This is a genomic window from Mycobacterium sp. NPDC004974, from assembly GCF_053600815.1.
Genome location: NZ_JBSGAQ010000001.1, coordinates 957,746 through 983,503 on the forward strand (window position 1 = coordinate 957,746; position 25,758 = coordinate 983,503).

A 25,758-nucleotide genomic window follows, 5' to 3' on the forward strand; every position below is an offset into this window, starting at 1 on the left:
ATCGGCCTGCCGCTCATATTTCGGATGCGTGCGTCACGTTCGGTGAGCAAAGAGCTAGGCTGCCCGACTGTGGCTGAGCTGACCCCAGCGCAGATCAATGCCATCGACGCGGACCACATCTGGCACCCCTACAGTGCCATGGGTTCCGACACACTTCCGCCCGTGGTGGCGGTGGGTGCCAAAGGCGCGTGGCTGACTGTGATCGACCCTACCGACGGCGCACCGATCGAGGTGATCGATGCGATGGCGTCCTGGTGGACTGCCGTGCACGGACACGGGCACCCAGTGCTGGACCGTGCGATCACCGACCAGCTCGCGACCATGAACCACGTCATGTTCGGCGGTCTGACCCATGAACCGGCCGCACGGCTGGCCCAACTGCTGGTCGAACTGACCCCCGAGGGCCTGGAGACGGTGTTCTTCAGCGATTCCGGGTCGGTGTCCGTCGAGGTGGCGGTGAAGATGGCGCTGCAGTACTGGCGCAGCCGGGGCAGGGGCGCCAAGCACCGGCTGATGACCTGGCGTGGCGGTTATCACGGCGACACGTTCACCCCGATGAGCGTGTGCGATCCCGACGGCGGCATGCACTCCCTCTGGACGGACGTGCTGGTGGCGCAGGAGTTCGCGCCACCTGTGCCCGCCGACTATCAACCGGCCTACAGCGAAGCGTTCGAGCGGCAGTTGGCCGACCATGCCGACGAGCTCGCCGCCGTGATCGTGGAACCCGTCGTGCAGGGCGCCGGGGGCATGCGCTTTCACGACCCGCGTTACCTGTCAGATCTGCGTGCGATCTGCGATCGCCACGATGTGTTGCTGATCTTTGACGAGATCGCCACCGGATTCGGCCGCACCGGCAAGTTGTTCGCCGCCGAGCACGCTGGGGTCAGTCCCGACATCATGTGCGTCGGCAAGGCGCTGACCGGCGGCTACATCACCCTGGCCGCCACGCTGTGCACGCGGGAGGTCGCGCGGACGATCAGCGCGGGGGAGCCCGGAGCCCTCATGCACGGGCCGACGTTCATGGCCAACGCGTTGGCCTGCGCGGTCGGTGTCGCTGCGGTGGAACTGCTGGTCAGCGGCGACTGGCCGGCCCGGGTGGCCGAGATCGAGGCGGGGCTGCGGGAAGGTCTCGAGCCGGCCCGCGCATTGCCGGGAGTGGCTGACGTCCGGGTGCTCGGTGCCATCGGTGTGATCGAGATGCGCGAGCCGGTGGACATGCGGGTGGCCACCTTGGCGGCGTTGCGCCACGGCGTCTGGCTGCGCCCGTTCGGCAAGTTGATCTATGCCATGCCGCCCTTCATCTGCACGACGGCGGAGGTGGAACAGATCACCGCAGGCATGATCGGCGTGGCTCGTGCACTAACCTGAACGGTGTTCAATTGTCGGCACCGCCGACGTGTTCAACTTGTCGGCACCGAGGAGCACCGCGTGACGCGAACCGATCTTTCACCGCTGGCCTGGCTGGCCGGCGTCGAGCAGCAACGTCGACAAGCCGGCCTGCGCCGCGAGTTGCGCACGCGTCCCGCGGTAGCCACCGAGCTGGACCTGGCCTCCAACGACTACCTGGGGCTGTCGCAGCACCCGGAGGTCCTCGATGGTGGCATCGAGGCGCTGCGGACCTGGGGCGCAGGTGCCGGTGGATCACGCTTGGTCACCGGTAACACCGAGTTGCACGAAGGGTTCGAGACCGCCCTGGCGACGTTCGTCGGCGCCGAGTCGGCGTTGGTCTTCTCCTCGGGTTACACCGCCAACCTGGGCGCCGTCGTCGCGTTGTCCGGTCCCGGCTCGCTGCTGGTCTCCGACGCGCTGACGCACGCGTCGCTCGTCGACGCCTGCCGGTTGTCGCGTGCCCGGGTGACCGTCACTCCACACCGTGACATCGACGCGGTGGATGCCGCACTGTCGGCGCGCACCGAGGAACGCGCGGTAGTGCTGACCGAATCGGTGTTCAGCGCCGACGGCGTACTGGCACCTCTGCGCGAGCTGCACGCGGTCTGCCGCCGCCACGGCGCACTGTTGCTCGTCGATGAGGCACACGGGCTCGGTGTGCGCGGACCGGGTGGGCAGGGCCTGCTGTATGAGGAGGGGCTGGCCGGGGCGCCCGATGTGGTGATGACGACGACGCTGTCGAAAGCGTTGGGCAGCCAGGGCGGCGTGGTGCTCGGTCCGGAAGTCGTGCGCGCCCACCTGATCGATGCGGCCCGCCCGTTCATCTTCGACACCGGTCTGGCGCCGGCGGCCGTCGGTGCGGCGTGGGCAGCCCTGCGGGTGCTGATCGCCGAACCGCAGCGCGCGCAAGCTGTGTTGGACCATGCCGCCGAACTCGCCCGGATTTCCGGGGACACCGCGGTGCCGGACTCGGCGGTCGTCTCGGTGATCCTCGGTGAGCCCGAGGTGGCGGTGGCCGCGGCCGCGGCCTGTCTGGACCGCGGCGTGCGGGTGGGGTGCTTCCGGCCGCCGACGGTGCCCGAGGGAACCTCACGGCTGCGATTGACTGCGAGGGCCTCGCTGACCGCCGACGAGATGGACCTGGCCCGTCAGGTGTTGACCGAGGTGCTGTCGAAGGCCCGGTTGTGAGCACGCTGGTCGTCACCGGTACCGACACCGGCGTCGGCAAGACAGTGACGACCGCCGCGCTGGCGTGCGCGGCACGCCTGACCGGCCTCGACGTCGCGGTCTGCAAGCCGGTGCAGACCGGAACCGTCGACGGCGACAACGACCTCGGTGAGGTGCAGCGGCTGTCCGGGGTGGACAACTTGCATGGGGGATGGCGTTATCCGGAGCCGCTGGCGCCGGTCGCGGCCGCGGACCGGGCCGGGTGTGCGTTGCCGACCCGCGCGGAGTTGGTGGACGCGGTGCGTGCCGCCGAGATCGCCGGCGGGCTGACCCTGGTCGAGGGTGCCGGTGGCCTCCTCGTCGAATTGGGTGCCGACGGCGTCACGGTGCGTGATCTGGCCGCCGATCTGTCCGCCGCTGTCCTGGTGGTGGTGTCGCCCGGACTGGGCACACTCAACCACACCGCATTGACGTTGGAATCGCTTGCTGGGCAGGGGATTCCATGTGCCGGGCTGGTGATCGGAGCATGGCCGGAGCATCCCGGCGTCACAGAGTCGGGCAACCGGGAGGCCCTGGCGCAGCTGGCGCCCGTACGTGCGGTGCTGCCCGCGGGGGCCGGCGGCGCGAGTGCCGCGGAGTTCGAGGCACTGTGCGCCGACGCGTTCGACCGGGACTGGCTGATCGGTCTGATCTGACGTGGTGCACTCCGTCGAGCTGGTCTTCGATCCGGACACCGAGGCCGCGGTCCGCGGAATATGGGATACGCTGCGCGACAAGGACATTCCCAGCCAGGCGCCGGCCAGCCGGCCGCATGCGACGCTGACTGTCGCCCAGCGCATCGACGCCGAGGCCGATGCGGTGCTGACCGAACTCGTGGACCGATTCCCGCTGCCGTGCCGGCTCGGTGCGACCCTGATCTTCGGGCGTTCGGCCGGAGTGCTGGCGCGGCTGCTGGTGCCTACCGATGATCTGCTCGGCATCCAGGCTGATACGTACCGACTGTGCCTGCCGTTCATGGACCCGGCCCCGATGCCACACGCTGAACCGGGGAACTGGACCCCGCATGTCACGCTGGCCCGGCGGGTGGCTCCGGCGAGGTTGGCCACAGCCGTGCGGATCGCCGGACGTCCCGCCGAGATCGTCGGCCAGGTGACGGGGTTACGGCATTGGGACGGCGACAAGCGCCTCGAACACCCGATCGGCTGATCGGCCGGCGATCAGCCCCGGCTGCGTTGCGGGATGTCGCGTCCGGAGCCGAGGGTGCTGGCGCCCCGCACGGCCAGACCGTCGACCAGCAACTGCAGGCCGAACGCGAACTGGCGTGACGTATCGCGGTCGAGCACCGACTGCTCATCGGCCAGCGCACCCGCGGCGTCCCACTGCAGTCGGGACTGCTCGTCGGCGGTGAAGCCCAGCACGTAATAGAGCACGGTGCGGGCGGCCAGCTCGTCATCCGGCGACATCACGCCGGCCTGCTTCGCGGCATCGGCGAGCTGCCCCACGATTGCGCCGACAGTCTGGGACTTCCCGGCGGCAAAACTGGATGAGACCAGCTCGGCCCCATCGGTGTGCGACAGCAGTGCGTCACGCAACGCCACGCAGGTCTGGTGGATTCGGCTCGGCCACGCTGTTGCGGCGCCCTCGGTGCGGACGGGTTGCAGAATGCGGTCGGCAACGGCGCCGAGCAGTTCCTGTTTGTTGGCGAAGTGCCAGTACAGGGCGCCCGGGCTGACGCTGAGCTCACGGGCCAGACGCCGCATCGTCAGGTCGGCGATGCCGTAGTTGTCCAGGATGGCGGTCGCCGCATCCACCACGTCGGGTTTGTGGAGTTGCACACCGTTACCCTAGCCTGAACGGTGTTCAAGTATCGGCTCGGCCGACGTGTTCAACCGTCGGCCCGGCCGGCAGACGATCCACAGGAGGACTTTTCGGTGACGCAGGCAGCCGTAGATGTACTGGGCGTAGCTCGCGAGCAGGTTCTGGAGCGTGGCGTCGGCCTCGACCGGGATCAGACGCTGCAGGTGCTGCAGCTGCCCGACGACAAGCTCGAGGAGCTGCTGGCCCTGGCCCACGAGGTCCGGATGAAGTGGTGTGGCCCCGAGGTCGAGGTCGAGGGCATCATCAGCCTCAAGACCGGCGGCTGCCCGGAGGACTGCCACTTCTGCTCGCAGTCGGGTCTGTTTGCCTCCCCGGTGCGCAGCGCCTGGCTCGACATCCCGAGCCTGGTCGAGGCCGCCAAGCAGACTGCCAAGACCGGCGCCACCGAGTTCTGCATCGTGGCCGCGGTGCGTGGCCCCGACGAGCGGCTGCTGGCCCAGGTGGCCGCAGGTATCGAGGCGATCCGCAACGAGGTCGACATCCAGATCGCCTGCTCGCTGGGCATGCTGACCCAGGAGCAGGTGGACCGCCTCAAGGACATGGGCGTGCACCGCTACAACCACAACCTGGAGACCGCGCAGTCGTTCTTCCCGAATGTGGTCACCACCCACTCGTGGGAAGAGCGCTGGGGCACGCTGGAGATGGTGCGTGAGGCCGGTATGGAGGTCTGCTGCGGCGGCATCCTGGGCATGGGGGAGACGCTGGAGCAGCGTGCGGAGTTCGCCGCCAACCTGGCCGAGCTGAACCCGCACGAGGTGCCGCTGAACTTCCTCAATCCGCGCCCGGGCACACCGTTCGGTGATCTCGAGGTGCTGCCGGCCTCTGAGGCGCTGAAGGCCGTGGCCGCGTTCCGGTTGGCGCTGCCGCGCACCATGCTGCGCTTCGCCGGTGGCCGCGAGATCACTCTCGGCGACCTCGGCGCCAAGCAGGGCATCCTGGGCGGCATCAACGCCGTCATCGTCGGCAACTACCTGACCACGCTGGGTCGCCCGGCCGAGTCGGACCTGGAATTGCTCGATGATTTGCAGATGCCGATCAAGGCACTGAACGCCAGCCTGTAGAACTGGTGGTGATGGTTCACGATTTGCCCGCGCCCGTCGGCGCCGGCCTATACAACGTCTACACCGGGGTCCAGGCTGACGCGGCGGAGGGAACTGTGCTTCCCACCGCGGCTCAACTCGGCCTGGAACCACCCCGGTTCTGCGCCGAGTGCGGCCGCCGGATGATCGTGCAAGTGCGGCCGACCGGGTGGTGGGCCAAGTGCTCGAGGCATGGGCAGGTGGATTCGACGGACCTGGATACGCGGCGATGAGCCTCTCGGGCGAAGAGCAGAAGGCACCGATGAGCCTCTCGGGCGAAGAGCAGAAGGCACCGATGAGCCTCTCGGGCGAAGAGCAGATGCTGTCTGTCGGCCTGGCGCCCGCCAATATCCCCGGCGCACCGCGAGTTTCGCGGGAGCGGGCGGTGCTGATCGTCATTGGTGCACTGGCCGTGGTTGGTGCCGTCCTCGGTGCCCTGTGGGCCTTCGTGGCCCCCGGCGTGCACGGCGTGGTGGCTCTGACCCGTAGCGGCGACCGGGTGCACGCCTATCTGGGCGGTGAGTCTGACCATTTCTTCACGTCGGCGTTCATGTTCGTCGGTTTGCTCGTCGTCATGGCGGTCGTGGCCGCGGTGGCAGTGTGGCAGTGGACCGCGCATCGCGGGCCGGTGATGGTGGCTGCGTTGGTCACCGGTTGTGCGGTGGCGACGGCGGTGGCGGCGGGAGTCGGTGCGGCACTTGCACACTGGAGGTTCGGTTCGCTCGATATCGCGGGCGCACCGGTCACCCCGGAACACCGTGTCCACTACGTGGTGGAAGCCGCGTCGGTGTTTTTCGGGCATACGCCGCTGCAGATCGCGGGGACGATTCTGTTCCCGGCTGCCATGGCAGCGATGGTCTACGCGCTGATCGCGGTCTCGACGGTGCGCGATGACCTGGGCGCCTGGCCCCCGGTTCAGACGCCGACCTATCCGGTGATCCCGCCGGTGGTCAGTCCGCCGGGGTCTTGATTCGATTCCCGGGCTGCTGCGGAGAGTCGGCCAGATATGGGTAGCGGCGGTACTACCTGCGGTTGGTGAGCATGGCGACCAGAACCAGGGTGGCCAACGACGTCCCGTATCCGACGAAGAACACCCATGCCCCGGGTCCGGTGTAGGGCTTCGTCGATAGAAAATTCGCGTGTTTCACCCCGGTGCAGTGCGCGGGCCGCCCTTGGGGTTGCCGCATACATATAGCCATGACGAAGACGATGGACGCCGCCGCATAGGGCCACCGTCGGGGCTGACGGACATACCGCATCTACCCCGATTTCTGCCGGCGCCAGGCAGGTCAGAGTGGGCGTCGTCGGACCGTGCGCCCCAAGGCGACTTTGGTGGCGATTCGGGCCAGCCGTGCCATGCCCATGTAAGTGATCGGATTGAGCAGCGTCGGCCACTTGGACCGCACCAGGTTTGCGGTCAGCGGGCGATCGGCGAACCGGTCGCTCAGCCAGCGCAGCGCCATCGGCGCCGAGAATGGGTGCAACAGCAGGTGTTCGCTGAACATGTCGCGGTGGTAGGTCACGTCGGCGCCGCCGGCCAGATAGGTGTCGGCGAGTTCGTCGATGTCGCCGACCGAGATGATCTCGTCGTGCACGGCCTGCACGATCAGGACGGGCGGAACCGGCACGGCCACACCGAGTTTGGTGTCCTCGAACACCTCACTGACTTCGGGTCCGTCGAGGATTTCCTCCAGTGGCATGTCGACCAGGTCGGCCATGTCGGTCCGGAACATCTGCACCATGGCTTCCACGGTGGTCATGCGGTGCAACCGGTCCAGGATTTTGCGTCCCTCGGTCGTGGCGTGCTCGGCGATGACTCGGTTGAGACTGGGATAGATGTCGGAGAGGGCGGCCACCACAAGGGCCGGCAGGCCCGAGAACACGGTGCCGTTGAGCCGGCGGAAGGTGTTTCCGAGATTGCCGACGGGCGATCCGAGGACGGCGCCGACGATGTTGAGCTCAGGTGCGTAGCTGCCGGCCATCTCGGCGGCCCAGGCGCTGGCCAGGCCGCCGCCCGAGTATCCCCACAGACCGATGCGCGCCGACGGTGACAGCGACAGGTGTTCGGTGTTGATTGCCGCACGCAGGCCGTCGAGCACCCGGTAGCCCGGCTCGTAGGGCGCGCCCCACATGCCGTTGACACCCTCATGGTCGGGAACCGAGACCGCCCAGCCCTCGGCTAGGGCGGCCGAGATCAGCAGGAATTCCAGTTGGGCCAGGGAGCCGGTGGCTTTGGCGTGGTGGCGCAGGGCGTAGGACGGGAAGCACCGGGCCGAGATGGCGTCGATCGCGCACTGGTACGACACGACCGGGCAGTCCGGTGCCGCGTCGACCGGGACGATGACGGTGGTGGCGGCGGCTTCGGGGATGCCGTTGCGGTCAGTGGAGCGGTACAGCAGCTGCGTGGCCTGCAGGCGCTGCGGAATCAGGCCAAGAAACGCCAGTTCGACATCGCGGCTGCGTAGGACGGTGCCAGGCTCGGCGTGCTGGAAACCCGCAGGCGGGACGTAGAACGCATCGTCGTGGGGGAGCCGGGGTCGCGCCGCCCGGTCGAGCACCTCGTGAGGTGCCCGACCGATCCATTCGGCTCCGGAGACGCTGGCCGCACTGCCCAAGTCCATCCGGGCATTCTTGCTTAAGAAGGGTCTAAGAATCCAGTCGACTCACCCGGGCGGGCGCAGCGCGGCGAATGCGTCGGTGACGCGATACCTGGATTCGGTGAAGCGGTACAGCGCTGCCGGGCGCCCGCCGCTGCGGCCGGATCGCGCGGTGGTGCCGGTCGGGGTGATCACTTTGCGACGTTCCAGAACCCGTTGCAGGTTGGTGGCATCGACCTGATGGTCGAGCGCCGCGCTGTAGATGTCACGCAACGTGGAGAGGGCGAATTCTTTTGGCGCCAAGGCAAATCCGATGTTGGTGTACGACATCTTGGCCACGAGTCGGGTGCGTGCGTGTTCGACCATCGGCGCGTGGTCGAACGCCATCGGGGGCAGATCGCTGACCGGATGCCAGCGGGTGTCCGGCGGCAGGGTCGGGGTGGACGAGGAGGGCACCAGGCCCAGGAATGTGGACGCGATCGTCCGTATCCCGGGCACTCGGGCGGGATCGGAGAAGACCGCCAATTGTTCGAGGTGGGCGATCTCGCGCAGGTCCACCTTCTCGGCCAGCTGTCGCCGTACTGAGCTGGTCAGATCCTCGTCGTCCTCCAGTCGCCCGCCCGGCAGAGACCATTTGCCCCGCTCCGGATCCAGCGCGCGTTGCCACAGCAGCACGTTGAGGGTGGGCTGCCTGGTGTCGAGGCCGCGAACCTGGAACACGGCGGCAAGCACTTCGTGCGCGGTGCTAATATGTGGCATGTTTTCGATTATAAGTCGAAAACCTGACTCAGTGGAGGAGGTCGGCGTGACCGCTCTCAATGGCACCCTTGCGGGGGGCTTGGCAGATCAGATCGTCGATGGCCCCGGTGGCTATTCCGGCGTAGACGGCGACGAGAAATGGGCCGCTGAGATCCGCCGTTTGGTCGAGCTGCGCGGTGCGACGCTGTTGGCGCACAACTACCAGTTGCCGGCCATCCAGGACGTCGCCGACCACGTCGGTGATTCTCTGGCGCTCTCGCGTATCGCCGCCGAGGCCCCCGAGGACACGATCGTGTTCTGTGGCGTGCACTTCATGGCCGAGACGGCCAAGATCCTCAGCCCGGACAAGACCGTGCTGATTCCGGATCAGCGGGCCGGTTGTTCGCTGGCCGATTCGATCACCGCCGACGAACTGCAGGCCTGGAAGGACGAGCACCCCGGCGCGGTCGTCGTCTCCTACGTCAACACCACCGCTGCGGTGAAGGCCCTGACTGACATCTGCTGCACCTCGTCGAATGCCGTCGAGGTGGTGGCCTCGATCCCCGAGGACCGCGAGGTGCTGTTCTGCCCGGATCAGTTCCTGGGCGCACACGTGCGGCGCGTCACCGGCCGCAAGAACTTGCACGTCTGGGCCGGAGAATGCCACGTGCACGCCGGGATCAACGGCGACGAGTTGGCCGACCAGGCCCGGTCGCACCCCGACGCCGAACTCTTCGTGCACCCCGAATGCGGATGTGCCACCTCGGCGCTCTACCTCGCCGGTGAGGGCGCGGTCCCGGAGGAGCGGGTGAAGATCCTGTCCACCGGCGGCATGCTCGACGCCGCTCGGGAGACTCGGGCGCGGCAGGTTCTCGTCGCGACTGAGGTCGGCATGCTGCACCAGTTGCGCAGGGCTGCACCCGAAGTCGAGTTCCTGGCGGTCAACGACCGCGCCTCGTGCACCTATATGAAGATGATCACCCCGGCCGCGTTGCTGCGGAGCCTGGTCGAAGGCGCCGACGAGGTGCACGTCGATCCCGAAACCGCTCGCCTGGGTCGTGCCAGCGTGCAGCGCATGATTGCGATTGGCCAGCCCGGCGGCGGCGAATGACCCCGACGGGCAGCGCCCGGGGATCGAGCCGCTTCGCCTGCGGCAGTTCAACGCTGTGGCAACAGCGCGCTGAGGTCGTCGTCGTCGGCACCGGGGTCGCGGGCCTGGTGGCGGCCCTGGCCGCGCATCGCCGCGGCCGCCGGGTGGTGGTGCTCAGCAAGGCCCGCGAGACCGCGACGTTCTACGCCCAGGGCGGGATCGCCGTGGTGCTGCCCGACACTGACGACTCCGTCGAGGCGCACGTCGCCGACACGGTCGCCGCCGGGGGCGGCCTGTGTGACCCGGATGCCGTGCGCTCCATCGTCGCGGCCGGCTATGACGCGGTGGCTGATTTGGTGGCCGACGGCGCACAGTTCGACGAGACCGCTCCCGGGCGTTGGGCGCTGACCCGCGAGGGCGGACACACCCGGCGCCGGATCATCCACGCCGGCGGCGATGCCACCGGGGCCGAAGTGCAGCGGGCTCTCGACTCTGCGGCGGCCAATCTCGACATCCGCCGTGACCATGTGGCGCTGCAGGTCCTGCGCGACGACGCCACGGTGACCGGGGTGCTGGTCCGCAACGAGGACGGTTTGGGGATCATCCACGCGCCGTCGGTCATCCTGGCCACCGGGGGCCTCGGTCACGTGTACGCGGCCACCACCAACCCCAGTGGCTCCACGGGTGACGGCATCGCTCTCGCGCTGTGGGCCGGTGTTCCGGTCCGCGACATCGAGTTCGTTCAGTTCCACCCGACCATGTTGTATGCCGAGAACAGCGGTGGGCGTCGCCCTCTCATCACCGAGGCGCTGCGCGGTGAAGGCGCCATACTCGTTGACTCGCAAGGTAACTCGGTGACCGACGGGGTGCACCCGATGGGGGACCTGGCTCCGCGGGACGTGGTCGCTGCAGCCATCGACGCCCGGCTGAGCGCCACCGGCGACCCGTGCGTGTACCTCGATGCCCGGGGTATCGCCCAGTTCGCCGACCGGTTTCCCACGGTGGCGGCGGCGTGTGCGGCGGCCGGTGTCGATCCGACCCACCAACCCATCCCGGTGGTTCCGGGCGCGCACTACAGCTGCGGCGGCGTGGTCACCGACGTGCATGGACGCACCGAACTGCCCGGGCTCTTCGCCGCGGGGGAAGTGGCCCGCACGGGGATGCACGGAGCCAACCGGTTGGCCTCCAACAGCCTCCTGGAAGGACTCGTCGTCGGCGGCCGGGCCGGCCGGCTCGCCGCCGAGCACGCCGGCGCAGCAGGTTCGGTGCGTGCACAGGCACCGCAGGACCGGCCTTATGGCTCGGTTGACCGAGATGCCTTGCAGCACGCCATGTCTGAACATGCCTCTGTGGTCCGCAACGCCGGAGGCCTACGTCAGCTCGATGCCGTTCTTGCCGATGCGCGCTCGGTGCAGCCCGCCAACCGCCAGAGCTTCGAGGACGCTGCCCTCACCGCGACGGCACGCGCAATTGCCGTGGCCGCCCTGGCCCGTACCGAAAGCCGTGGCTGCCACCATCGCGGCGATTACCCCGAAACCGACCCCGCTCAGGAGCATTCCGTGACGATTCGCGCCGTAGCCGGCTGTCCCGCCCTCGACACCGCAACGGTGGTGTGCTGATGGCACTTTCGGATATCGAGCTGGCCGAGGCTCGGGCCACGATCACGCGGGCGCTCGAAGAAGACCTGCGCTACGGACCAGATATCACGACGCTGGCCACCGTGGGTGCCGATGCCATGACCACCGCCTCGGTGGTCAACCGGGAGCCGGGCGTGGCCGCGGGTGTGGACATCGCGCTGCTGGTGCTCGACGAGGTGCTCGGCGCTGACGGCTACCGCGTGATCGACCGCGTCGAGGACGGCGCCCGGCTGGACGCCCGTTCGGCGATCCTCACGGTCGAGGCGCCGACCCGCGGGCTGCTCACCGCCGAGCGCACGCTGCTGAACCTGATGTGCCACCTGTCGGGGATCGCCACCGCGACCGCGGCCTGGGTTGACGCGGTGGCCGGCACCAACGCCAAGATCCGCGACACCCGCAAGACGCTGCCGGGCCTGCGTGCGCTGCAGAAGTACGCGGTACGCGTCGGCGGCGGCGTCAACCACCGTATGGGACTGGGCGACGCCGCGCTGATCAAGGACAACCACGTTGCGGCGGCCGGGTCGGTGCTGGCCGCGCTCAAGGCCGTCCGGGCCGAGGCGCCGGACCTGCCGTGCGAGGTCGAGGTGGATTCGCTCGAACAACTCGACGATGTGCTCTCGGCCGACGTGGAACTGGTGCTGCTGGACAACTTCCCGGTCTGGCAGACCCAGATTGCGGTTCAGCGCCGGGACACGCGTTCACCCAAGACGCTGCTGGAATCCTCGGGCGGCCTGACGCTGGACAGCGCCGCCGATTACGCCGGAACCGGTGTTGACTACCTCGCGATCGGCGCCCTCACCCATTCGGTGCGGGTGCTCGATATCGGCCTGGACACCTAATCCGCAGCGGCTCGGCGTAATTCGCGTCGGGTCGCGGTGGGCGTCCACCCGGTGTGCGCGCGCACCGTGCGGCAGAAGTGAGCCTGGTCGGCGAAGCCCAGCGTGGCCGCGACGTCGGCCATCGTGGATTCGCCGCGGTGTAGGTGGTCGAGCGCCCGTTCGACCCGGACCCGGTTGCGGTACCGCGTCACCGACACCCCGAGTTCATTGCTGAACGAGCGGCTCAGCCGGTACGGGGATACGCCGAGAGTAGCTGCCAGGGGGAACAGGCCCACGGCAGCGTCATCGGCCTGTCTGATCGCCTCGCGGGCCTGTGCCACCAACCGCCGCTCAGAGAGCCGAGCCGGTGATCCGGCCGGTATCGGCCGTTGCGCCGCCGAACGCAGCGCCGCACCGACCAGCTGCACCAGCCCCTCGGCGAGCTGGTAGTCGGGATCAGCGCGACCGGCGGCCAGAAGCCGCCTGTGCGCCAGTTCAAGCCGGGCGTCCACGTACACGGCGGCAGGGCCGGTCCGTTCCGGCTCCCCGGCGAGTTGCCACCAGTTTTCGGCGTTGAGTTGCAACGACGTACAGGCGTCGCCGCCGTGCGGATGGGCGAAATGTTCGGGCTCCCCGGGTGTACCGAGGTAGCCGAGCGTCGCATCGTGTTCCACCGCGCCGCCCGATCCACGACGGTGAAAGCGCCCCGAGCGCACCAGAACGAACCGCCCGTCGACCGGGCGTTCGGGCTCGGACCAGTCAGCGTGCTCGCCGGTGCAGCTCCAGGTGGCGATGCTGAAATCCGGCCGGGAAATCAGCGTCTGGGCGGTCAACACCTTCTGCACGTTAGCGATCGGGACCGACAGCCGCGGACGGCACCGACAGCCCGCAAGAATGTTCAAGACACCGGGCCGGCGCCCGACCAGACTGGTGCCATGGCATCAATCCACATTGAGTTCGACGTTGAAGCTGACAGTTCGCGGGTCTGGCAGGTGATCGGCGACTGGGCGGAGGGCCCGGTACGCATGGCACCGGGCTTCGTGGCGTCTTCTGAGGCTGACGGCGATGTTCGCGTCGTGACGTTCGCGGACGGATTCGTTGCCCGCGAGCGCCTGGTCAGCCGCGACGAGCCGATTCGTCGAATCGCCTACTCACTGATCGGAGACGCCGCGCGCCCCGAACACGACAATGCGGTGATGCAGGTGGTGGCCGACGGCCCGCACCGTTGCCGGTTCCTGTGGTCGCGTGATGTCCTGCCAGACGACGCCGCCGGTCCCTTGCGGGCCGCGATGGAGCAGGCCGCGCCGATCATCAAGAGCGCGATGGAGAACACGTCGACTGGCTAGCCGGGATTGCGGAGCCTGCCGGTCGGTGATCACGGCAGGCTTCGAGCACTCAACCGAGGATTCCGGTCAGTATGTGGCTGAAATCCTCGGTTTGGTGCTCGACAGAGGGCTCCTAGGCCGCCGCGCCGCGGCGCACCAGCGAGAGCACCACGGCGGCCGTGGCGAACAGCCCGGAGAACACCCGGCCGAGGATGGTCTGCTGCCGCGGTGTCTGCAGCCAGGTGAGCAGCCGGGCTGCCAGACCGGTGTAGAGGCTCATCACGACCACGTCGACGGCGACCATGGTCGCCCCGATCGCCAGGTACTGCGGCAGCAACGGCGCCGTCGGCACCACGAACTGCGGCAGTACCGCGACCAGGAACACCAAGCCCTTCGGGTTGGTGGTGTTCACCAGGAATCCGCGCATCACCAAGGCCGGCCGGCCGCGCTCGCCGGTGCCGCCCATCCGGTCGCGAAGGTCCTGCGAGGCGCTACGCCATTGCTGGATCGCCAGGTAGATCAGATAGGCCACACCGATCCACTTCACGATGTGGAAGGCCAACATCGACTTGGCGACGAGGGCGCCCAAGCCGACGGCGACCAACACCAGTTGCAGGAGCAGACCGATCTGGAGTCCGAGCACGCTCCACGACCCGCGCCGTACGCCATGGGTCAGGCCGGTCGCCATCGACTGGATCGCCCCGGCTCCGGGGGACACGCTGATGGCGATCGACGCGCCGAGAAACGCGAGCCAGATCTGCCAGGTCATGTATGCAGTCTGGCGACCGTGTCAAACGATATCTGCGACGAAGACGCCCATCCGGCGGGCCGCGCTGCGGGGGATCCGGGGGAGGGTCGGATCGTCGGTGCCCGCCGGCAGGACGCGCGGGTTGGTGATCTTGATGTCGCCGCGGAACAGGTGCACGTCGGCCCCGCCGGCCGCGATCACGTTCTTCACCCAGTTGGTCTTGCCGTGCATGAGCGTCACCGCGAAGACATTGCCCTTGCGGTAGCTGGTGACGATCGTCTCGTACGGCGTACCGGAGGTGCGACCCCGATGCTTGATCACGGTGAAACCAGGCAAGCGCCTGGAAAAGGGTTTCACCAGCGGGTTGATGTATTTGATCTGGAACCGCTCCAGCGCAGGTGGCATAAGCATCGGTACGCCGGGGGCGTTGTTCGGGTGGTCTTTCGCGGACATCTAGGGCTCCATTCGGCAGTCTGGAACTACCCTACGGCGGGTCGTGCCGGCGGCAGTGGACGACGGATTTTTATCAACTGGACTGATCAGGGACAATTGAACCGATGGCCGAGTTTCAGATGTCCCGTATCGACCTGCGTAACCGCGTGCTGAACGCCGCGCAGTTGCGATCCGCGCTGCCCCGCGGCGGAGTCGATGTGGACGCAGTGGTGCCCAAGGTCCGCCCGATCGTGGAGGCGGTCGCCGAGCATGGCGCCGAGGCCGCCCTGGATTACGGCCATACCTTCGACGGCATCCGCCCCGACACCGTGCGGGTCCCCGCGGCCCGGCTCACTGCCGCCCTGGCCGACCTCGACCCCGACGTACGCGCCGCGCTGCAGGTCGCGATCGACCGGGCGCGCGCGGTGCACGCCGATCAACGCCGCACCGACACCACCACCACGCTGGCGCCCGGTGCCACCGTCACCGAACGCTGGGTGCCGGTCGAGCGCGTCGGGCTGTACGTGCCCGGCGGCAACGCCGTCTACCCGTCGAGCGTCGTGATGAACGTGGTGCCCGCGCAGACCGCCGGCGTCGATTCGCTGGTGATCGCCAGCCCGCCCCAGGCGGAATTCGACGGCCTGCCGCACCCGACCATCCTGGCCGCCGCGGCACTGCTCGGTGTCGACGAGGTGTGGGCGGTCGGTGGTGCGCAGGCGGTGGCGCTGCTGGCCTACGGCGGCACCGACACCGACGGTGCCGAGCTGGCCCCGGTCGACATGATCACCGGCCCCGGAAACATCTACGTGACCGCCGCCAAGCGGATCTGCCGCTCGCAGGTGGGCATCGACGCCGAGGCGGGCCCGACCGAGATCGCGATCCTTGCCGACGACACGGCCGATCCGGTACACGTCGCCGCGGATCTGATCAGCCAGGCCGAGCACGACGAGATGGCGGCCAGCGTGCTGGTCACCGACAGTGAGGCGCTGGCCGAGGCCACCGATCGCGAGCTCACCCGCCAGCTGGCAACCACCGTGCACGTCGACCGCGTTCGAGTGGCGCTCTCGGGCAAGCAGTCCGCGATCGTGCTCGTCGACGATATCGAGGCAGGGGTGCGGGTGGTGAACGCCTACGCGGCCGAGCACCTGGAGATCCAGACCGAGGACGCATCCGCCGTGGCCGGCCGGATTCGTTCCGCGGGAGCCATTTTCGTCGGCGCCTGGTCGCCGGTCAGCCTGGGTGACTACTGCGCCGGCTCCAACCACGTGCTGCCGACCGCAGGTTGTGCCCGGCACTCCAGCGGCCTGTCCGTGCAGACGTTCCTGCGCGGCATCCACGTCGTCGAGTACGACGAGGCCGCCCTCAAAGACGTTTCCGGACATGTGATCACGTTGTCCAAGGCGGAAAACCTGCCCTCGCACGGCGAGGCGGTACGACGGAGGTTCGAACGGTGATGAGCGCTTGCGCGAAGAACCGAGGGCGCAGATGAGCGCACAGGACGTGACGCTGGCCGATCTGCCGCTACGCGAAAACCTGCGCGGGAAGTCGCCTTACGGAGCGCCGCAATTGGTGGTTCCGGTGCGGCTCAACACCAACGAGAACCCGCATCCGCCGACTCAGGCCCTGATCGACGACGTCGCCGCATCGGCCCGCGCAGCCGCCGCCGAACTGCACCGCTATCCCGACCGTGACGCGGTGGCGTTGCGGACCGACCTGGCGGCTTACCTCACCGCGGCCACCGGTGTGCAGCTCACCGTCGACAACCTCTGGGCGGCAAACGGTTCCAACGAGATCCTGCAGCAGCTGCTGCAGGCCTTCGGCGGGCCGGGCCGCACCGCGATCGGGTTCGTGCCGTCGTATTCGATGCACCCGATCATCTCGGACGGCACCCAGACCGACTGGCTGCAGGCTGCCCGCGCCGCAGACTTCGGACTCGACGTAGACGCAGCCGTTGCCGCCATAAAAGAGCGCTCACCCGACGTGGTGTTCGTGGCGAGCCCCAACAACCCTTCGGGCCAAAGTGTTTCGATCGCGGACCTGCGCCGTCTGCTGCAGGCGATGCCGGGGGGCATCTTGATCGTCGACGAGGCCTACGGCGAGTTCTCGTCGCAGCCCAGCGCGGTCACCCTGATCGACGAGTTCCCGGCCAAGCTGATCGTCACCCGCACGATGAGCAAGGCGTTCGCCTTCGCCGGCGGTCGGCTCGGATATCTGGCCGCCGCACCCGCGGTGATCGATGCGCTGCTGTTGGTGCGTCTGCCATATCACCTGTCCGTGCTCACCCAGGCCGCCGCGTGTGCGGCACTGCGGCACGCCGACGACACCCTGGCCAGTGTCGCGACCTTGGCCGCCGAACGTGACCGGGTGAGCGCTGAGCTGACCCGCCTCGGGTACCGCGTGATCCCCAGCGACGCGAACTTCGTGTTGTTCGGTCCGTTCCGCGACGCCCCGGCCAGCTGGCAGCGCTACCTGGACAAGGGAATCCTCATCCGCGACGTCGGTATCCCCGGCTTCCTGCGCACCACGATCGGTCTGGCCGAGGAGAACGACGCGTTCCTGGCCGCCAGCGCCGATCTGTCCGCCACCGAACTTCAGCCAGCCAACAGCCCGGTAGGAGCATCGTGACCCGTCGCGCGAAAGTCGAACGCAAGACCAGGGAATCCGACATCGTCGTCGAGATCGACCTCGACGGCACCGGTGTCGTCGACATCGACACCGGTGTCCCGTTCTTCGACCACATGCTGACCGCGCTGGGCACCCACGCCAGCTTCGACCTCACGGTGCACGCCAAGGGCGACATCGAGATCGAGGGGCACCACACGATCGAGGACACCGCGATCGTGCTGGGCCAGGCGCTCGGCCAGGCCCTCGGTGACAAGAAGGGCATCCGCCGGTTCGGCGACGCGTTCATCCCGATGGACGAGACCCTCGCGCACGCCGCGGTCGACGTGTCCGGCCGGCCGTACTTCGTGCACACGGGGGAGCCGGAGTTCATGGTGGAGTTCACCATCGCCGGATCGCAGGCGCCGTACCACACCGTGATCAACCGGCACGTGTTCGAATCGCTGGCGTTCAATGCCCGTATCGCATTGCACGTGCGCACGCTCTACGGTCGCGACCCGCACCACATCACCGAGGCGCAGTACAAGGCGGTGGCCCGCGCGTTGCGACAGGCCGTCGAGTACGACGCCCGGGTCACCGGCGTTCCGTCGACCAAAGGCACTCTGTGACCAAGAAAGTCATCGTTCTCGATTACGGATCGGGCAATCTGCGCTCGGCTCAGCGCGCGCTGGAGCGGGTCGGTGCCGACGTCGAAGTGACGGCCGATCCGGGTGCTGCCGCAGCAGCCGACGGTCTGGTGGTGCCGGGTGTCGGTGCGTTCGAGGCCTGCATGACCGGGCTCCGGGCGATCGGTGGCGAGAAGATCATTGCCGACCGCTTGCAGCACGGCCGTCCGGTGCTGGGTGTCTGCGTCGGTATGCAGATCCTGTTCGCCCGCGGAGTGGAGTTCGGAACGGAGTCCACCGGTTGCGGGCAGTGGCCCGGTTCGGTGACCCGACTGGACGCCCCGGTGATTCCGCACATGGGTTGGAATGTCGTCGATGCCGCCGCCGGCAGCACCCTGTTCAAGGGGCTCGACGCCGCCACGCGCTTTTATTTCGTGCATTCGTACGCCGCCCAGGAGTGGTCCGGTAATCCGGACGCACTGGTCACCTGGGCGACGCATCACGTGCCGTTCATCGCCGCCGTCGAAGACGGCGCGTTGTCGGCTACGCAATTTCATCCGGAGAAGAGCGGTGACGCCGGTGCGACGCTGCTCGCGAATTGGGTTGAGGGACTGTGAGTTTGATTCTGTTGCCGGCTGTCGACGTGGTGGACGGCAAAGCGGTGCGTCTCGTGCAGGGCAAGGCAGGCAGCGAGACCGACTACGGTTCGGCGCTGGAGGCCGCGCAGACCTGGCAGCGTGACGGCGCCGAGTGGATCCACCTGGTGGACCTGGACGCCGCCTTCGGACGCGGCAGCAACCGTGAACTGCTGGCCGATCTCGTCGGCAAGCTCGACGTGAAAGTCGAACTGTCCGGCGGCATCCGCGATGACGAGTCGTTGAAGGCCGCCATGGGCAGCGGCTGCGCCCGGGTGAACATCGGCACCGCGGCGCTGGAAAGCCCCGAGTGGTGCCGCCGCGCCATCGCCGAATACGGCGACCGGGTAGCAGTCGGGCTGGACGTGCAGTTCGAGAACGGCAGCTGGCGACTGCGCGGCCGTGGCTGGGAAACCGACGGTGGTGACCTGTGGGAGGTACTGGATCGCCTTGATCGCGAAGGGTGTTCGCGGTACGTCGTCACCGACGTCACCAAGGACGGCACCCTCACGGGCCCCAACCTGGAACTGCTGGCGGCGGTCGCGGACCGCACCGACGCCCCGGTGATCGCCTCGGGCGGGGTGTCAAGCCTGGACGATCTCCGCGCGATCGCCACTCTGACCGGCCACGGGGTCGAGGGCGCGATCGTCGGGAAAGCGCTCTACGCCGAACGATTCACCTTGCCGCAGGCGCTGGCCGCGGTCAGCGGATAAGCGGGTGGCAGCCCTGGACCCGTCGAAGTTGGCCGCGCTGGTAGCTGCGGCGACCGAGATCCTCGACGCGGCGTCGGTGCCCTTCATCGCCGGCCACCGCGCCGATTCCGCGGTGAGCAAGCAGGGCAACGACTTCGCCACCGAGGTCGATCTCGCGATCGAACGGCAGGTGGTGCGGGCGCTGACCGAGGCCACCGGGATCGGGGTCCACGGCGAGGAATTCGGCGGCGAGCCCATCGATTCGCCGCTGGTGTGGGTGCTCGACCCGATCGACGGCACGTTCAACTACGCGGCCGGGTCGCCGATGGCGGCAATCCTGCTCGGCCTGCTGGCCGACGGTGAGCCGGTGGCCGGCCTGACCTGGCTGCCGTTCACCGGACAGCGCTACTCGGCGCTGGCCGGAGGTCCGGTGCGGGACAACGGCACCGCGCTGCCACAACTGGGGTCACCGACCCTGACCGACTCGATCGTCGGCATCCAGACCTTCAACATCGCCTCCCGCGGCCGGTTCCCCGGCCGCTACCGGGTCGAGGTGCTGTCCAATCTGAGCCGGGTGTGCTCGCGGATTCGGATGCACGGCGCGACCGGAGTGGACCTGGCGTATGTCGCCGCCGGGATCCTGGGCGGGGCCATCAGTTTCGGCCACCACATCTGGGACCATGCGGCCGGTGTGGCGCTCGTTCGGGCCGCAGGGGGAATCGTGACGGACCTGGCCGGCGATCCATGGACGGCCGAGTCGAAGTCGGCGCTGGCCGCCGCGCCCGGCGTGCACGAACGCATGCTGGAAATCGTGAAATCCGCTGGCAATCCGGAGGACTACCTGTGACCACCATCAGTGACGTTGCAACGAGGGTCATCCCGTGCCTCGACGTCGACGCCGGCCGGGTGGTCAAGGGCGTCAACTTTGAGAACCTGCGCGACGCGGGTGATCCCGTCGAACTCGCCGCCGCCTACGACGCCGAGGGTGCCGACGAGCTGACCTTCCTCGATGTGACCGCGTCCTCATCGGGCCGGGCCACCATGCTCGAGGTGGTCAAGCGCACTGCCGAGCAGGTGTTCATCCCGCTGACCGTCGGCGGTGGCGTGCGTTCGGTCGATGACGTCGACGTGCTGCTGCGCGCCGGCGCCGACAAGGTGTCGGTCAACACCGCCGCGATCGCGCGGCCCGAACTGCTGGCCGAGATGGCCCGCCAGTTCGGATCCCAGTGCATCGTGCTCAGTGTCGACGCGCGCACCGTGCCGGCCGGCGATCAGCCGACCGCCTCGGGGTGGGAGGTGACCACCCACGGTGGGCGCCGCGGCACCGGACTCGACGCGATCGAGTGGGCCGCGCGCGGTGCCGAACTCGGGGTCGGCGAGATCCTGCTCAACTCGATGGATCGCGACGGCACCAAGGCTGGGTTCGACCTGCCGATGCTGCGCGCGGTGCGTGCCGCGGTCGGGGTCCCGGTGATCGCCAGCGGCGGTGCCGGTGCGGTGGCCGATTTCGCCCCTGCCGTGCAGGCCGGAGCGGATGCGGTGCTGGCCGCCAGCGTGTTCCATTTCCGGGAACTGACCATCGCCCAGGTGAAGGCTGCGATGGCGGCGGAAGGGATCATTGTCCGATGAGTCTCGACCCGGCGATCGCCGCCCGGCTGAAGCGAAACGCCGACGGATTGTTCAGCGCCGTGGCGCAGGAGCGGTCCACCGGTCAGGTGCTGATGGTCGCCTGGATGGACGACGACGCGCTGGCCCGCACCCTGGAAACCCGTGAGGCCACATATTTTTCGCGGTCCCGCGGTGAGCAGTGGGTCAAGGGTCTGACGTCGGGGCACACGCAGTACGTGCACTCGGTCCGCTTGGACTGTGACGGTGACACGGTGCTGCTGGAGGTCGATCAGATCGGTGCCGCCTGCCACACCGGTGCCCACACCTGCTTCGACGCCGACCAGTTGCTGGCACCTGAGGCGTAAGGTCATCGAGACTGCACTCAGGGACGAGATCAGCCGGATTTTTGTCCCTGGCTTCAGTCTCGCTGATGGTCGAAGCGCCCGAACCGCGTTGCGGTCCCCGGGCTTGTCGGTGGTGTCGTTGACAATGGCGGGGTGACCGACACCGGAGCGCGCGCCGACGGCGATTCCGCCGAAGCCCGCAAAGCGCGCGGTGCATTCTTCACCCCGGCCCAGATCACTGATTACCTCGCACAGTGGGCAGTGCGCTCGGCCGATGAGCGGATCCTCGAGCCTTCGGCCGGGGACGCGGCCTTCCTGGTGGCCGCTACCCGCCGGCTGCAGCAGTTGGGTGCCGAACACCCGGAGCTGCACGGCATCGAGATCCACCGGTCCAGCGCGGCCACCGCGCGCCGCCGGGTTACCGAGGCCGGGGGACGGGCGCACATCCGGACCGCGGATTTCTTCGCCGTCGAGCCGCGGGCCGAGTACACCGCGGTGATCGGTAACCCGCCCTACATCCGCTACCAGGAGTTCCGGGGTGCCACGCGGGCGCAGTCGCGGCGGGCCGCGCTCAAGGCCGGGGTCACGCTGTCGGGGCTGGCATCGAGTTGGGCAGCGTTCACCGTGCATGCCGCCCTGTTCCTGCGGCCGGGAGGTCGACTGGCCCTGGTGCTGCCCGCTGAGCTGCTCAGTGTGAACTATGCGGCCGCGGTGCGGAAGTTCTTGTTCGACCGCTTCGCCAGCGTCGAGCTGGTGATGTTCGACGAGCAGGTGTTCCCGGAGGCCGAGGCCGACGTGGTCCTGCTCCTGGCCGACGGCTTTGGGGGCGGGCCAACCGGTCACGCCGTCATCCATCGGGCTCGCAATGCGGCGTCGCTGACATCTGAACTCGCACAACGGCGTTGGTCCCCTCGGGATCCCTCGGACAAATGGGTCAGCGGCCTGATCGGCAACGCACCTGTGGATGCGCTCCACGGCCTGCATGAGGCAGGGCAGTTCTGTGTGCTGGAGACCTGGGGTGACACCACGCTGGGCATGGTGACCGGCAACAACAGCTTCTTCGCGCTGTCCCCGGAACGCGTGCGTGAACTCGGCCTTCGGCGCACCGACCTGCTGCCGTTGTCGCCGCCGGGCAGCGCGCATCTCCGCGGCCTGACGTTGACGGCCGAGCAGTTGGCCCACCTGGGGGAGGACGGGCGGTCGACGCACCTGTTCCGTCCGACCGGGACACCATCGGCCACCGCCCAGCGCTACATCGACGCCGGTCACGCCGCCGGGGTGCATCTGGCCTACAAGTGCCGGGTGCGCCGGCCCTGGTATCTGGTGCCGCTGGTGAATCCCGCTGACCTGCTGCTGACCTGCATGAACGCCGATACCCCGCGGTTGGTCACCAATCGGGCCAAGGCGCATCACCTCAACTCGGTGCACGGCGTGTACCTGCGCGACGGGCTGCGGACGCTGGGCCGCGACCTGCTCGGGATGGCCGCGCTGAACTCGGTGACGGTGCTGCACGCCGAGATCGTCGGGCGCTCCTACGGCGGCGGCATCCTGAAGATCGAACCCCGCGAAGCCGACCGTTGGCTGGTTCCCTCGCCCGACCTGGTGGCTGCTCGCGCCGACGAATTGCGGGCGGTGCGCCGACGCGTCGCAGCGCTGTTGGAGCGCGGTCGGCTGCTCGAGGCGACCCGCATCGTCGACGACGCGTTGGGGCTGGCGGACCGAATCGTCCTGGAACCCGTTCGGACGGCGCGCGATTCATTGTCGACCCGCCGGACGGTAAGGTCTCGGCGTGCCCGCTGAACCGTCGACCAAAGCCACCGCGTGGGCCATCTTCGACCGCATTGTGGCCGATGCGGCACCGGGGGGCGTACACACCAACCCCTGGGTGCGGGTGGCCGGCGAGTTGAGCTTCGTCCCCGATTTCCGGGTGCTGCGCAAGCTGCTCGGGGTGCCGCTGTTCCTGGACGCGCCGTCCACCACCGGCGTTCCGGCGCTGGCACTGGATGTGTGGCTGGCCTACGAGCTGCGGCGCGCCGGATTTGATCCGGATGCGGTGTGGCCCAGAGCGACAGATCCGCGGATCATGCCCAGCGCCATCGCCAGTCTGCTTGAGGCGTTGCCGCAAAAAGAACGGCACCTGATCGAGCAACGGCTGAAGCGGTCGATGAAAGGTGTTGCCGCGTCGAGCGCCAGTGTGCTGGGCAAGCACTACATGAAGCAGGTCGACGTGGTGATGTCGGACTGGGACACCGGTCCGGAATTGCTGATCAGCACCAAACGGATGGATTCCAGCTTCGGCAAGAATGCGGCGAACCGCGTCGAGGAAAGCTACGGCGACGCCAAGAATCTGCGCCTGCGCCACCCGTTGTCGGCGCTCGGATTCGTCTACGGCCTGCGCTCGACGATCCTGACCACGGAACCGGACAAGGCCGAGTGGCTCATCGACCTGCTGGGCAAGCTCGGTACCGAGGACGACGCCTATCACGCGGTGGCGCTGGTGATGATCGACTACGACTCTGAGGTCGCCGAGTCCGCGGATGAGGAAGTCGACAGCATCGAAAAGGCCGAGCCGGACGCGCTGTTCGAGATCGTGGACGTCGCCACGGCCGCCGTCGACGAGGCGTTGGCGGCCCTGCCCGACATCGCGATCCGGCACGACACGGTGCCGCCCGAGCTGCAGCCCTCGCGTTTTCTGGCGACCATGGTCAACCGCGTCATCGACACCACACCGGTGACCCGGCACCGTGAGGCGCGCCGGCGTCGTAACACGCCGGCCGACGCCTGACGGAATCGCCGAAATCAACGCAAAGGTCGCAAATTCGCACTGCGAACGACGTTTGCGTTGATCTCGCGGAACCTCACAACACCCGCGAGCTCGCCTTGGCCCGCGCACTCCAGCGGCCGTCGTGATACCCGACCACCACCGGATGGGCGAAGGCCTCGCTGACGTACTCGGTGTTGACGACCTCGCGAGCCGCACCGCTGGCCACCGTGCGGCCCTGCGCGATCAGCAGGGCGTGCGTGGTGCTGGTGGGCAGTTCCTCGAGGTGGTGGGTGACCAGGATCGAGGCCATGTCGGGATGTGAGTCATCCAGTGTGTCAAGGGTTTCCAGCAGCTGTTCGCGGGCCGCCACATCCAGGCCGGTGGTCGGCTCGTCCAGCAACAACAGCCGCGGATCAGCGATCAGTGCGCGCGCGATCAGGGTGCGGCCGCGCTCTCCCTGAGACAACGTAGGCCAGATCGCGTCGGCACGGGCCGACAACCCCACGGTGTCGATCAGCTCCTCGGCCCGGCGCACCTGCTCGGCGGTGGGCGTCCAGTGCGCTGCGATGTCGATGGTGGCGGTGATGCCGGTGAGCACCACCTCACGCACAGTGAGCGGATACTGCAGGCGATGCCGGGGATTCACGTGACCGATGGAGCGGCGCAGCACGGCCAGGTCGGTACGGCCCATCTGGCCGCCGAGCACCTGCACGGTCCCCGTCGTCGGAAACGTCACGGCCGCACAGAAACCCAGCAGCGTGCTCTTGCCGGCACCATTGGGTCCCAAGAGTGCCCAGTGCTCACCCGACTGCACGGTCAGTGAGATGCCGTCGATGATCTGCTTGCCGTCACGGCGGAAGGTCACATCGGTGATGTCGAGGACCGGGGTCATGCGAAAGACTCCTTCAATGAGCTCAAATGGGTTCTGCTGGCCGCTGCGGCGGCCTCGGGATCGCGGGCGACGATCGCGTCGGCCAGCTGCTGGTGCAGATCGTGATCACAGGGTTCGGACGCGATCGGGCGGATCTTGAGCATGTCGATCATCGCCAGCCGCAGCCGGGGCAGGAACGCGTCGAACAACTGGATCAACACCTCGTTGTGGGCCGCGGCGATCACCGTGCGGTGAAACGCCATATCCGCGTCGACGTGATCGGGTACCGACTGTCCCACCACACCGCGAGCGGCCAGGGTACGACGTATCGCACGCAGATCGGCGGGGGTACGCCGGGTGGCGGCCAGCGCAGCGGCCTCGGCTTCGATGGCGATCCGTGCCTCGATCACCGACACGATGGTGGCGCGGCGCAGCACGGTGTCCCAGTCTTCGGCCGCATCGAGTGCGGTGACGAACACCCCCGCGCCCTGGCGGCTCTCCAGCACACCCTTGCCGGACAGTTCGCGGATCGCTTCGCGCAGGGTGGAGCGGCCCACGCCGAGCTGGGCGGCCAGTGTCGTCTCACCGGGAAGTCGATGGCCCAGCGGCCATTCACCCTGGCGGATGCGCGTCAGGAGAAGCTGGGCGGTCTGGGTCGCCAGCGGGTGACGCTGAACTTGGGACGTCATCTGAACCTGTCTACTTGTCTGAGGAGTTAT

At 68.2% G+C, this 25,758-nt stretch carries 30 protein-coding genes; 21 read left to right on the plus strand and 9 right to left on the minus strand.

Annotated elements, in window-relative coordinates; genetic code table 11:
• Positions 1–24: 24 nt before the first annotated feature.
• The 4 genes from ACWEFV_RS04580 to ACWEFV_RS04595 are packed head-to-tail and all read left to right on the plus strand — an operon-like array spanning position 25 to position 3,762.
• The gene (locus ACWEFV_RS04580) at positions 25–1,368 is read left to right on the plus strand and encodes an adenosylmethionine--8-amino-7-oxononanoate transaminase (RefSeq protein WP_450069195.1); all 1,344 of its coding nucleotides are present in this window, start codon (positions 25–27) and stop codon (positions 1,366–1,368) included.
• Positions 1,369–1,428: 60 nt separating this feature from the next.
• Positions 1,429–2,577, plus strand: coding sequence for an 8-amino-7-oxononanoate synthase (locus tag ACWEFV_RS04585; protein WP_450069196.1), 1,149 nt, complete (start codon positions 1,429–1,431; stop codon positions 2,575–2,577).
• A complete protein-coding gene (bioD, locus tag ACWEFV_RS04590; RefSeq protein ID WP_135454445.1) occupies positions 2,574–3,251 on the plus strand; it encodes a dethiobiotin synthase in 678 nt (225 codons plus the stop codon). Before ACWEFV_RS04585 ends, bioD begins: the two co-directional genes overlap by 4 nt.
• Position 3,252: 1 nt before the next feature.
• A complete protein-coding gene (locus ACWEFV_RS04595) occupies positions 3,253–3,762 on the plus strand; it encodes a 2'-5' RNA ligase family protein (protein ID WP_450069197.1) in 510 nt (169 codons plus the stop codon).
• Positions 3,763–3,773: 11 nt separating this feature from the next.
• On the opposite strand, the gene ACWEFV_RS04600 is transcribed toward ACWEFV_RS04595, so the two are convergent.
• Positions 3,774–4,391, minus strand: a complete 618-nt coding sequence (locus ACWEFV_RS04600) for a TetR family transcriptional regulator (protein ID WP_450069198.1) — start codon at positions 4,389–4,391, stop codon at positions 3,774–3,776.
• Between the two features lie 96 nt (positions 4,392–4,487).
• Between ACWEFV_RS04600 and bioB the strand changes: the two genes are divergently transcribed.
• From bioB to ACWEFV_RS04615, 3 genes are all read left to right on the plus strand, one after another.
• Positions 4,488–5,495, plus strand: coding sequence for a biotin synthase BioB (gene bioB / locus ACWEFV_RS04605; protein ID WP_135454451.1), 1,008 nt, complete (start codon positions 4,488–4,490; stop codon positions 5,493–5,495).
• Positions 5,496–5,506: 11 nt separating this feature from the next.
• Complete coding sequence (bsaP, locus tag ACWEFV_RS04610; protein ID WP_167857844.1) at positions 5,507–5,746, plus strand: biotin synthase auxiliary protein BsaP; 240 nt, start codon at positions 5,507–5,509, stop codon at positions 5,744–5,746.
• Positions 5,747–5,808: 62 nt separating this feature from the next.
• On the plus strand, positions 5,809–6,483 hold the full coding sequence (locus ACWEFV_RS04615; protein ID WP_450069273.1) for a DUF2567 domain-containing protein: 675 nt from the start codon (positions 5,809–5,811) through the stop codon (positions 6,481–6,483).
• Positions 6,484–6,535: 52 nt separating this feature from the next.
• On the opposite strand, the gene ACWEFV_RS04620 is transcribed toward ACWEFV_RS04615, so the two are convergent.
• The 3 genes from ACWEFV_RS04620 to ACWEFV_RS04630 all read right to left on the minus strand — a co-directional run bounded on the left by ACWEFV_RS04620 (position 6,536) and on the right by ACWEFV_RS04630 (position 8,869).
• A complete protein-coding gene (locus tag ACWEFV_RS04620) occupies positions 6,536–6,700 on the minus strand; it encodes a hypothetical protein (protein ID WP_450069199.1) in 165 nt (54 codons plus the stop codon).
• Positions 6,701–6,802: 102 nt separating this feature from the next.
• Positions 6,803–8,134: a lipase family protein gene (locus ACWEFV_RS04625; protein WP_450069200.1), complete on the minus strand. Its 1,332-nt coding sequence runs from the start codon at positions 8,132–8,134 to the stop codon at positions 6,803–6,805.
• Between the two features lie 42 nt (positions 8,135–8,176).
• Positions 8,177–8,869: an NUDIX hydrolase gene (locus tag ACWEFV_RS04630; protein ID WP_167857845.1), complete on the minus strand. Its 693-nt coding sequence runs from the start codon at positions 8,867–8,869 to the stop codon at positions 8,177–8,179.
• A 46-nt stretch (positions 8,870–8,915) separates the two neighbouring features.
• Here ACWEFV_RS04630 and nadA point away from each other — a divergent pair, with 46 nt between their 5' ends.
• Genes nadA through nadC form a run of 3 tightly spaced genes read left to right on the plus strand, consistent with a single transcriptional unit; the run spans position 8,916 to position 12,414 of the window.
• Complete coding sequence (gene nadA / locus ACWEFV_RS04635; RefSeq protein ID WP_135454459.1) at positions 8,916–9,959, plus strand: quinolinate synthase NadA; 1,044 nt, start codon at positions 8,916–8,918, stop codon at positions 9,957–9,959.
• A complete protein-coding gene (locus tag ACWEFV_RS04640; RefSeq protein WP_450069201.1) occupies positions 9,956–11,557 on the plus strand; it encodes an L-aspartate oxidase in 1,602 nt (533 codons plus the stop codon). Before nadA ends, ACWEFV_RS04640 begins: the two co-directional genes overlap by 4 nt.
• Complete coding sequence (nadC, locus tag ACWEFV_RS04645) at positions 11,557–12,414, plus strand: carboxylating nicotinate-nucleotide diphosphorylase (RefSeq protein WP_450069202.1); 858 nt, start codon at positions 11,557–11,559, stop codon at positions 12,412–12,414. The genes ACWEFV_RS04640 and nadC overlap by 1 nt, the downstream gene beginning before the upstream one ends.
• Here nadC and ACWEFV_RS04650 read toward each other — a convergent pair.
• On the minus strand, positions 12,411–13,229 hold the full coding sequence (locus ACWEFV_RS04650; protein WP_450069203.1) for a helix-turn-helix domain-containing protein: 819 nt from the start codon (positions 13,227–13,229) through the stop codon (positions 12,411–12,413). The genes nadC and ACWEFV_RS04650 overlap by 4 nt on opposite strands.
• A 99-nt stretch (positions 13,230–13,328) precedes the next feature.
• Between ACWEFV_RS04650 and ACWEFV_RS04655 the strand changes: the two genes are divergently transcribed.
• On the plus strand, positions 13,329–13,739 hold the full coding sequence (locus tag ACWEFV_RS04655; RefSeq protein WP_450069204.1) for an SRPBCC family protein: 411 nt from the start codon (positions 13,329–13,331) through the stop codon (positions 13,737–13,739).
• A gap of 112 nt (positions 13,740–13,851) precedes the next feature.
• On the opposite strand, the gene rhtB is transcribed toward ACWEFV_RS04655, so the two are convergent.
• Positions 13,852–14,487 (minus strand): homoserine/homoserine lactone efflux protein, encoded by a 636-nt coding sequence (gene rhtB / locus ACWEFV_RS04660; RefSeq protein WP_450069205.1) that lies wholly within the window; start codon positions 14,485–14,487, stop codon positions 13,852–13,854.
• A 21-nt stretch (positions 14,488–14,508) separates the two neighbouring features.
• Positions 14,509–14,919 carry a nitroreductase family deazaflavin-dependent oxidoreductase gene (locus ACWEFV_RS04665; protein ID WP_135454472.1) on the minus strand — a complete coding sequence of 137 codons (411 nt, stop codon included), beginning with the start codon at positions 14,917–14,919 and terminating at the stop codon, positions 14,509–14,511.
• Positions 14,920–15,023: 104 nt separating this feature from the next.
• Between ACWEFV_RS04665 and hisD the strand changes: the two genes are divergently transcribed.
• The 10 genes from hisD to ACWEFV_RS04715 all read left to right on the plus strand — a co-directional run bounded on the left by hisD (position 15,024) and on the right by ACWEFV_RS04715 (position 24,189).
• Positions 15,024–16,352, plus strand: coding sequence for a histidinol dehydrogenase (gene hisD, locus ACWEFV_RS04670; protein WP_450069206.1), 1,329 nt, complete (start codon positions 15,024–15,026; stop codon positions 16,350–16,352).
• Between the two features lie 31 nt (positions 16,353–16,383).
• Entirely contained in the window at positions 16,384–17,523 is a 1,140-nt protein-coding gene (locus ACWEFV_RS04675) for a histidinol-phosphate transaminase (RefSeq protein ID WP_450069207.1), read from the plus strand.
• Complete coding sequence (gene hisB, locus ACWEFV_RS04680) at positions 17,520–18,128, plus strand: imidazoleglycerol-phosphate dehydratase HisB (protein WP_135454477.1); 609 nt, start codon at positions 17,520–17,522, stop codon at positions 18,126–18,128. The genes ACWEFV_RS04675 and hisB overlap by 4 nt, the downstream gene beginning before the upstream one ends.
• Positions 18,125–18,742 (plus strand): imidazole glycerol phosphate synthase subunit HisH, encoded by a 618-nt coding sequence (hisH, locus tag ACWEFV_RS04685; protein ID WP_044518435.1) that lies wholly within the window; start codon positions 18,125–18,127, stop codon positions 18,740–18,742. Before hisB ends, hisH begins: the two co-directional genes overlap by 4 nt.
• On the plus strand, positions 18,739–19,473 hold the full coding sequence (priA, locus tag ACWEFV_RS04690) for a bifunctional 1-(5-phosphoribosyl)-5-((5-phosphoribosylamino)methylideneamino)imidazole-4-carboxamide isomerase/phosphoribosylanthranilate isomerase PriA (protein WP_450069208.1): 735 nt from the start codon (positions 18,739–18,741) through the stop codon (positions 19,471–19,473). The genes hisH and priA overlap by 4 nt, the downstream gene beginning before the upstream one ends.
• Before the next feature lie 4 nt (positions 19,474–19,477).
• Positions 19,478–20,299, plus strand: a complete 822-nt coding sequence (locus tag ACWEFV_RS04695) for an inositol monophosphatase family protein (protein ID WP_450069209.1) — start codon at positions 19,478–19,480, stop codon at positions 20,297–20,299.
• Positions 20,296–21,081 carry an imidazole glycerol phosphate synthase subunit HisF gene (gene hisF, locus ACWEFV_RS04700; protein ID WP_450069210.1) on the plus strand — a complete coding sequence of 262 codons (786 nt, stop codon included), beginning with the start codon at positions 20,296–20,298 and terminating at the stop codon, positions 21,079–21,081. Before ACWEFV_RS04695 ends, hisF begins: the two co-directional genes overlap by 4 nt.
• Entirely contained in the window at positions 21,078–21,425 is a 348-nt protein-coding gene (gene hisI, locus ACWEFV_RS04705; RefSeq protein WP_450069211.1) for a phosphoribosyl-AMP cyclohydrolase, read from the plus strand. Before hisF ends, hisI begins: the two co-directional genes overlap by 4 nt.
• 132 nt (positions 21,426–21,557) lie before the next feature.
• Positions 21,558–23,204: an HsdM family class I SAM-dependent methyltransferase gene (locus ACWEFV_RS04710; protein WP_450069212.1), complete on the plus strand. Its 1,647-nt coding sequence runs from the start codon at positions 21,558–21,560 to the stop codon at positions 23,202–23,204.
• Positions 23,194–24,189 (plus strand): hypothetical protein, encoded by a 996-nt coding sequence (locus ACWEFV_RS04715; RefSeq protein WP_135454488.1) that lies wholly within the window; start codon positions 23,194–23,196, stop codon positions 24,187–24,189. The genes ACWEFV_RS04710 and ACWEFV_RS04715 overlap by 11 nt, the downstream gene beginning before the upstream one ends.
• Positions 24,190–24,262: 73 nt before the next feature.
• On the opposite strand, the gene ACWEFV_RS04720 is transcribed toward ACWEFV_RS04715, so the two are convergent.
• Positions 24,263–25,060, minus strand: coding sequence for an ABC transporter ATP-binding protein (locus tag ACWEFV_RS04720; RefSeq protein ID WP_450069213.1), 798 nt, complete (start codon positions 25,058–25,060; stop codon positions 24,263–24,265).
• Positions 25,057–25,728, minus strand: a complete 672-nt coding sequence (locus ACWEFV_RS04725; RefSeq protein ID WP_135454492.1) for a FadR/GntR family transcriptional regulator — start codon at positions 25,726–25,728, stop codon at positions 25,057–25,059. The genes ACWEFV_RS04720 and ACWEFV_RS04725 overlap by 4 nt, the downstream gene beginning before the upstream one ends.
• Positions 25,729–25,758 lie beyond the last annotated feature (30 nt).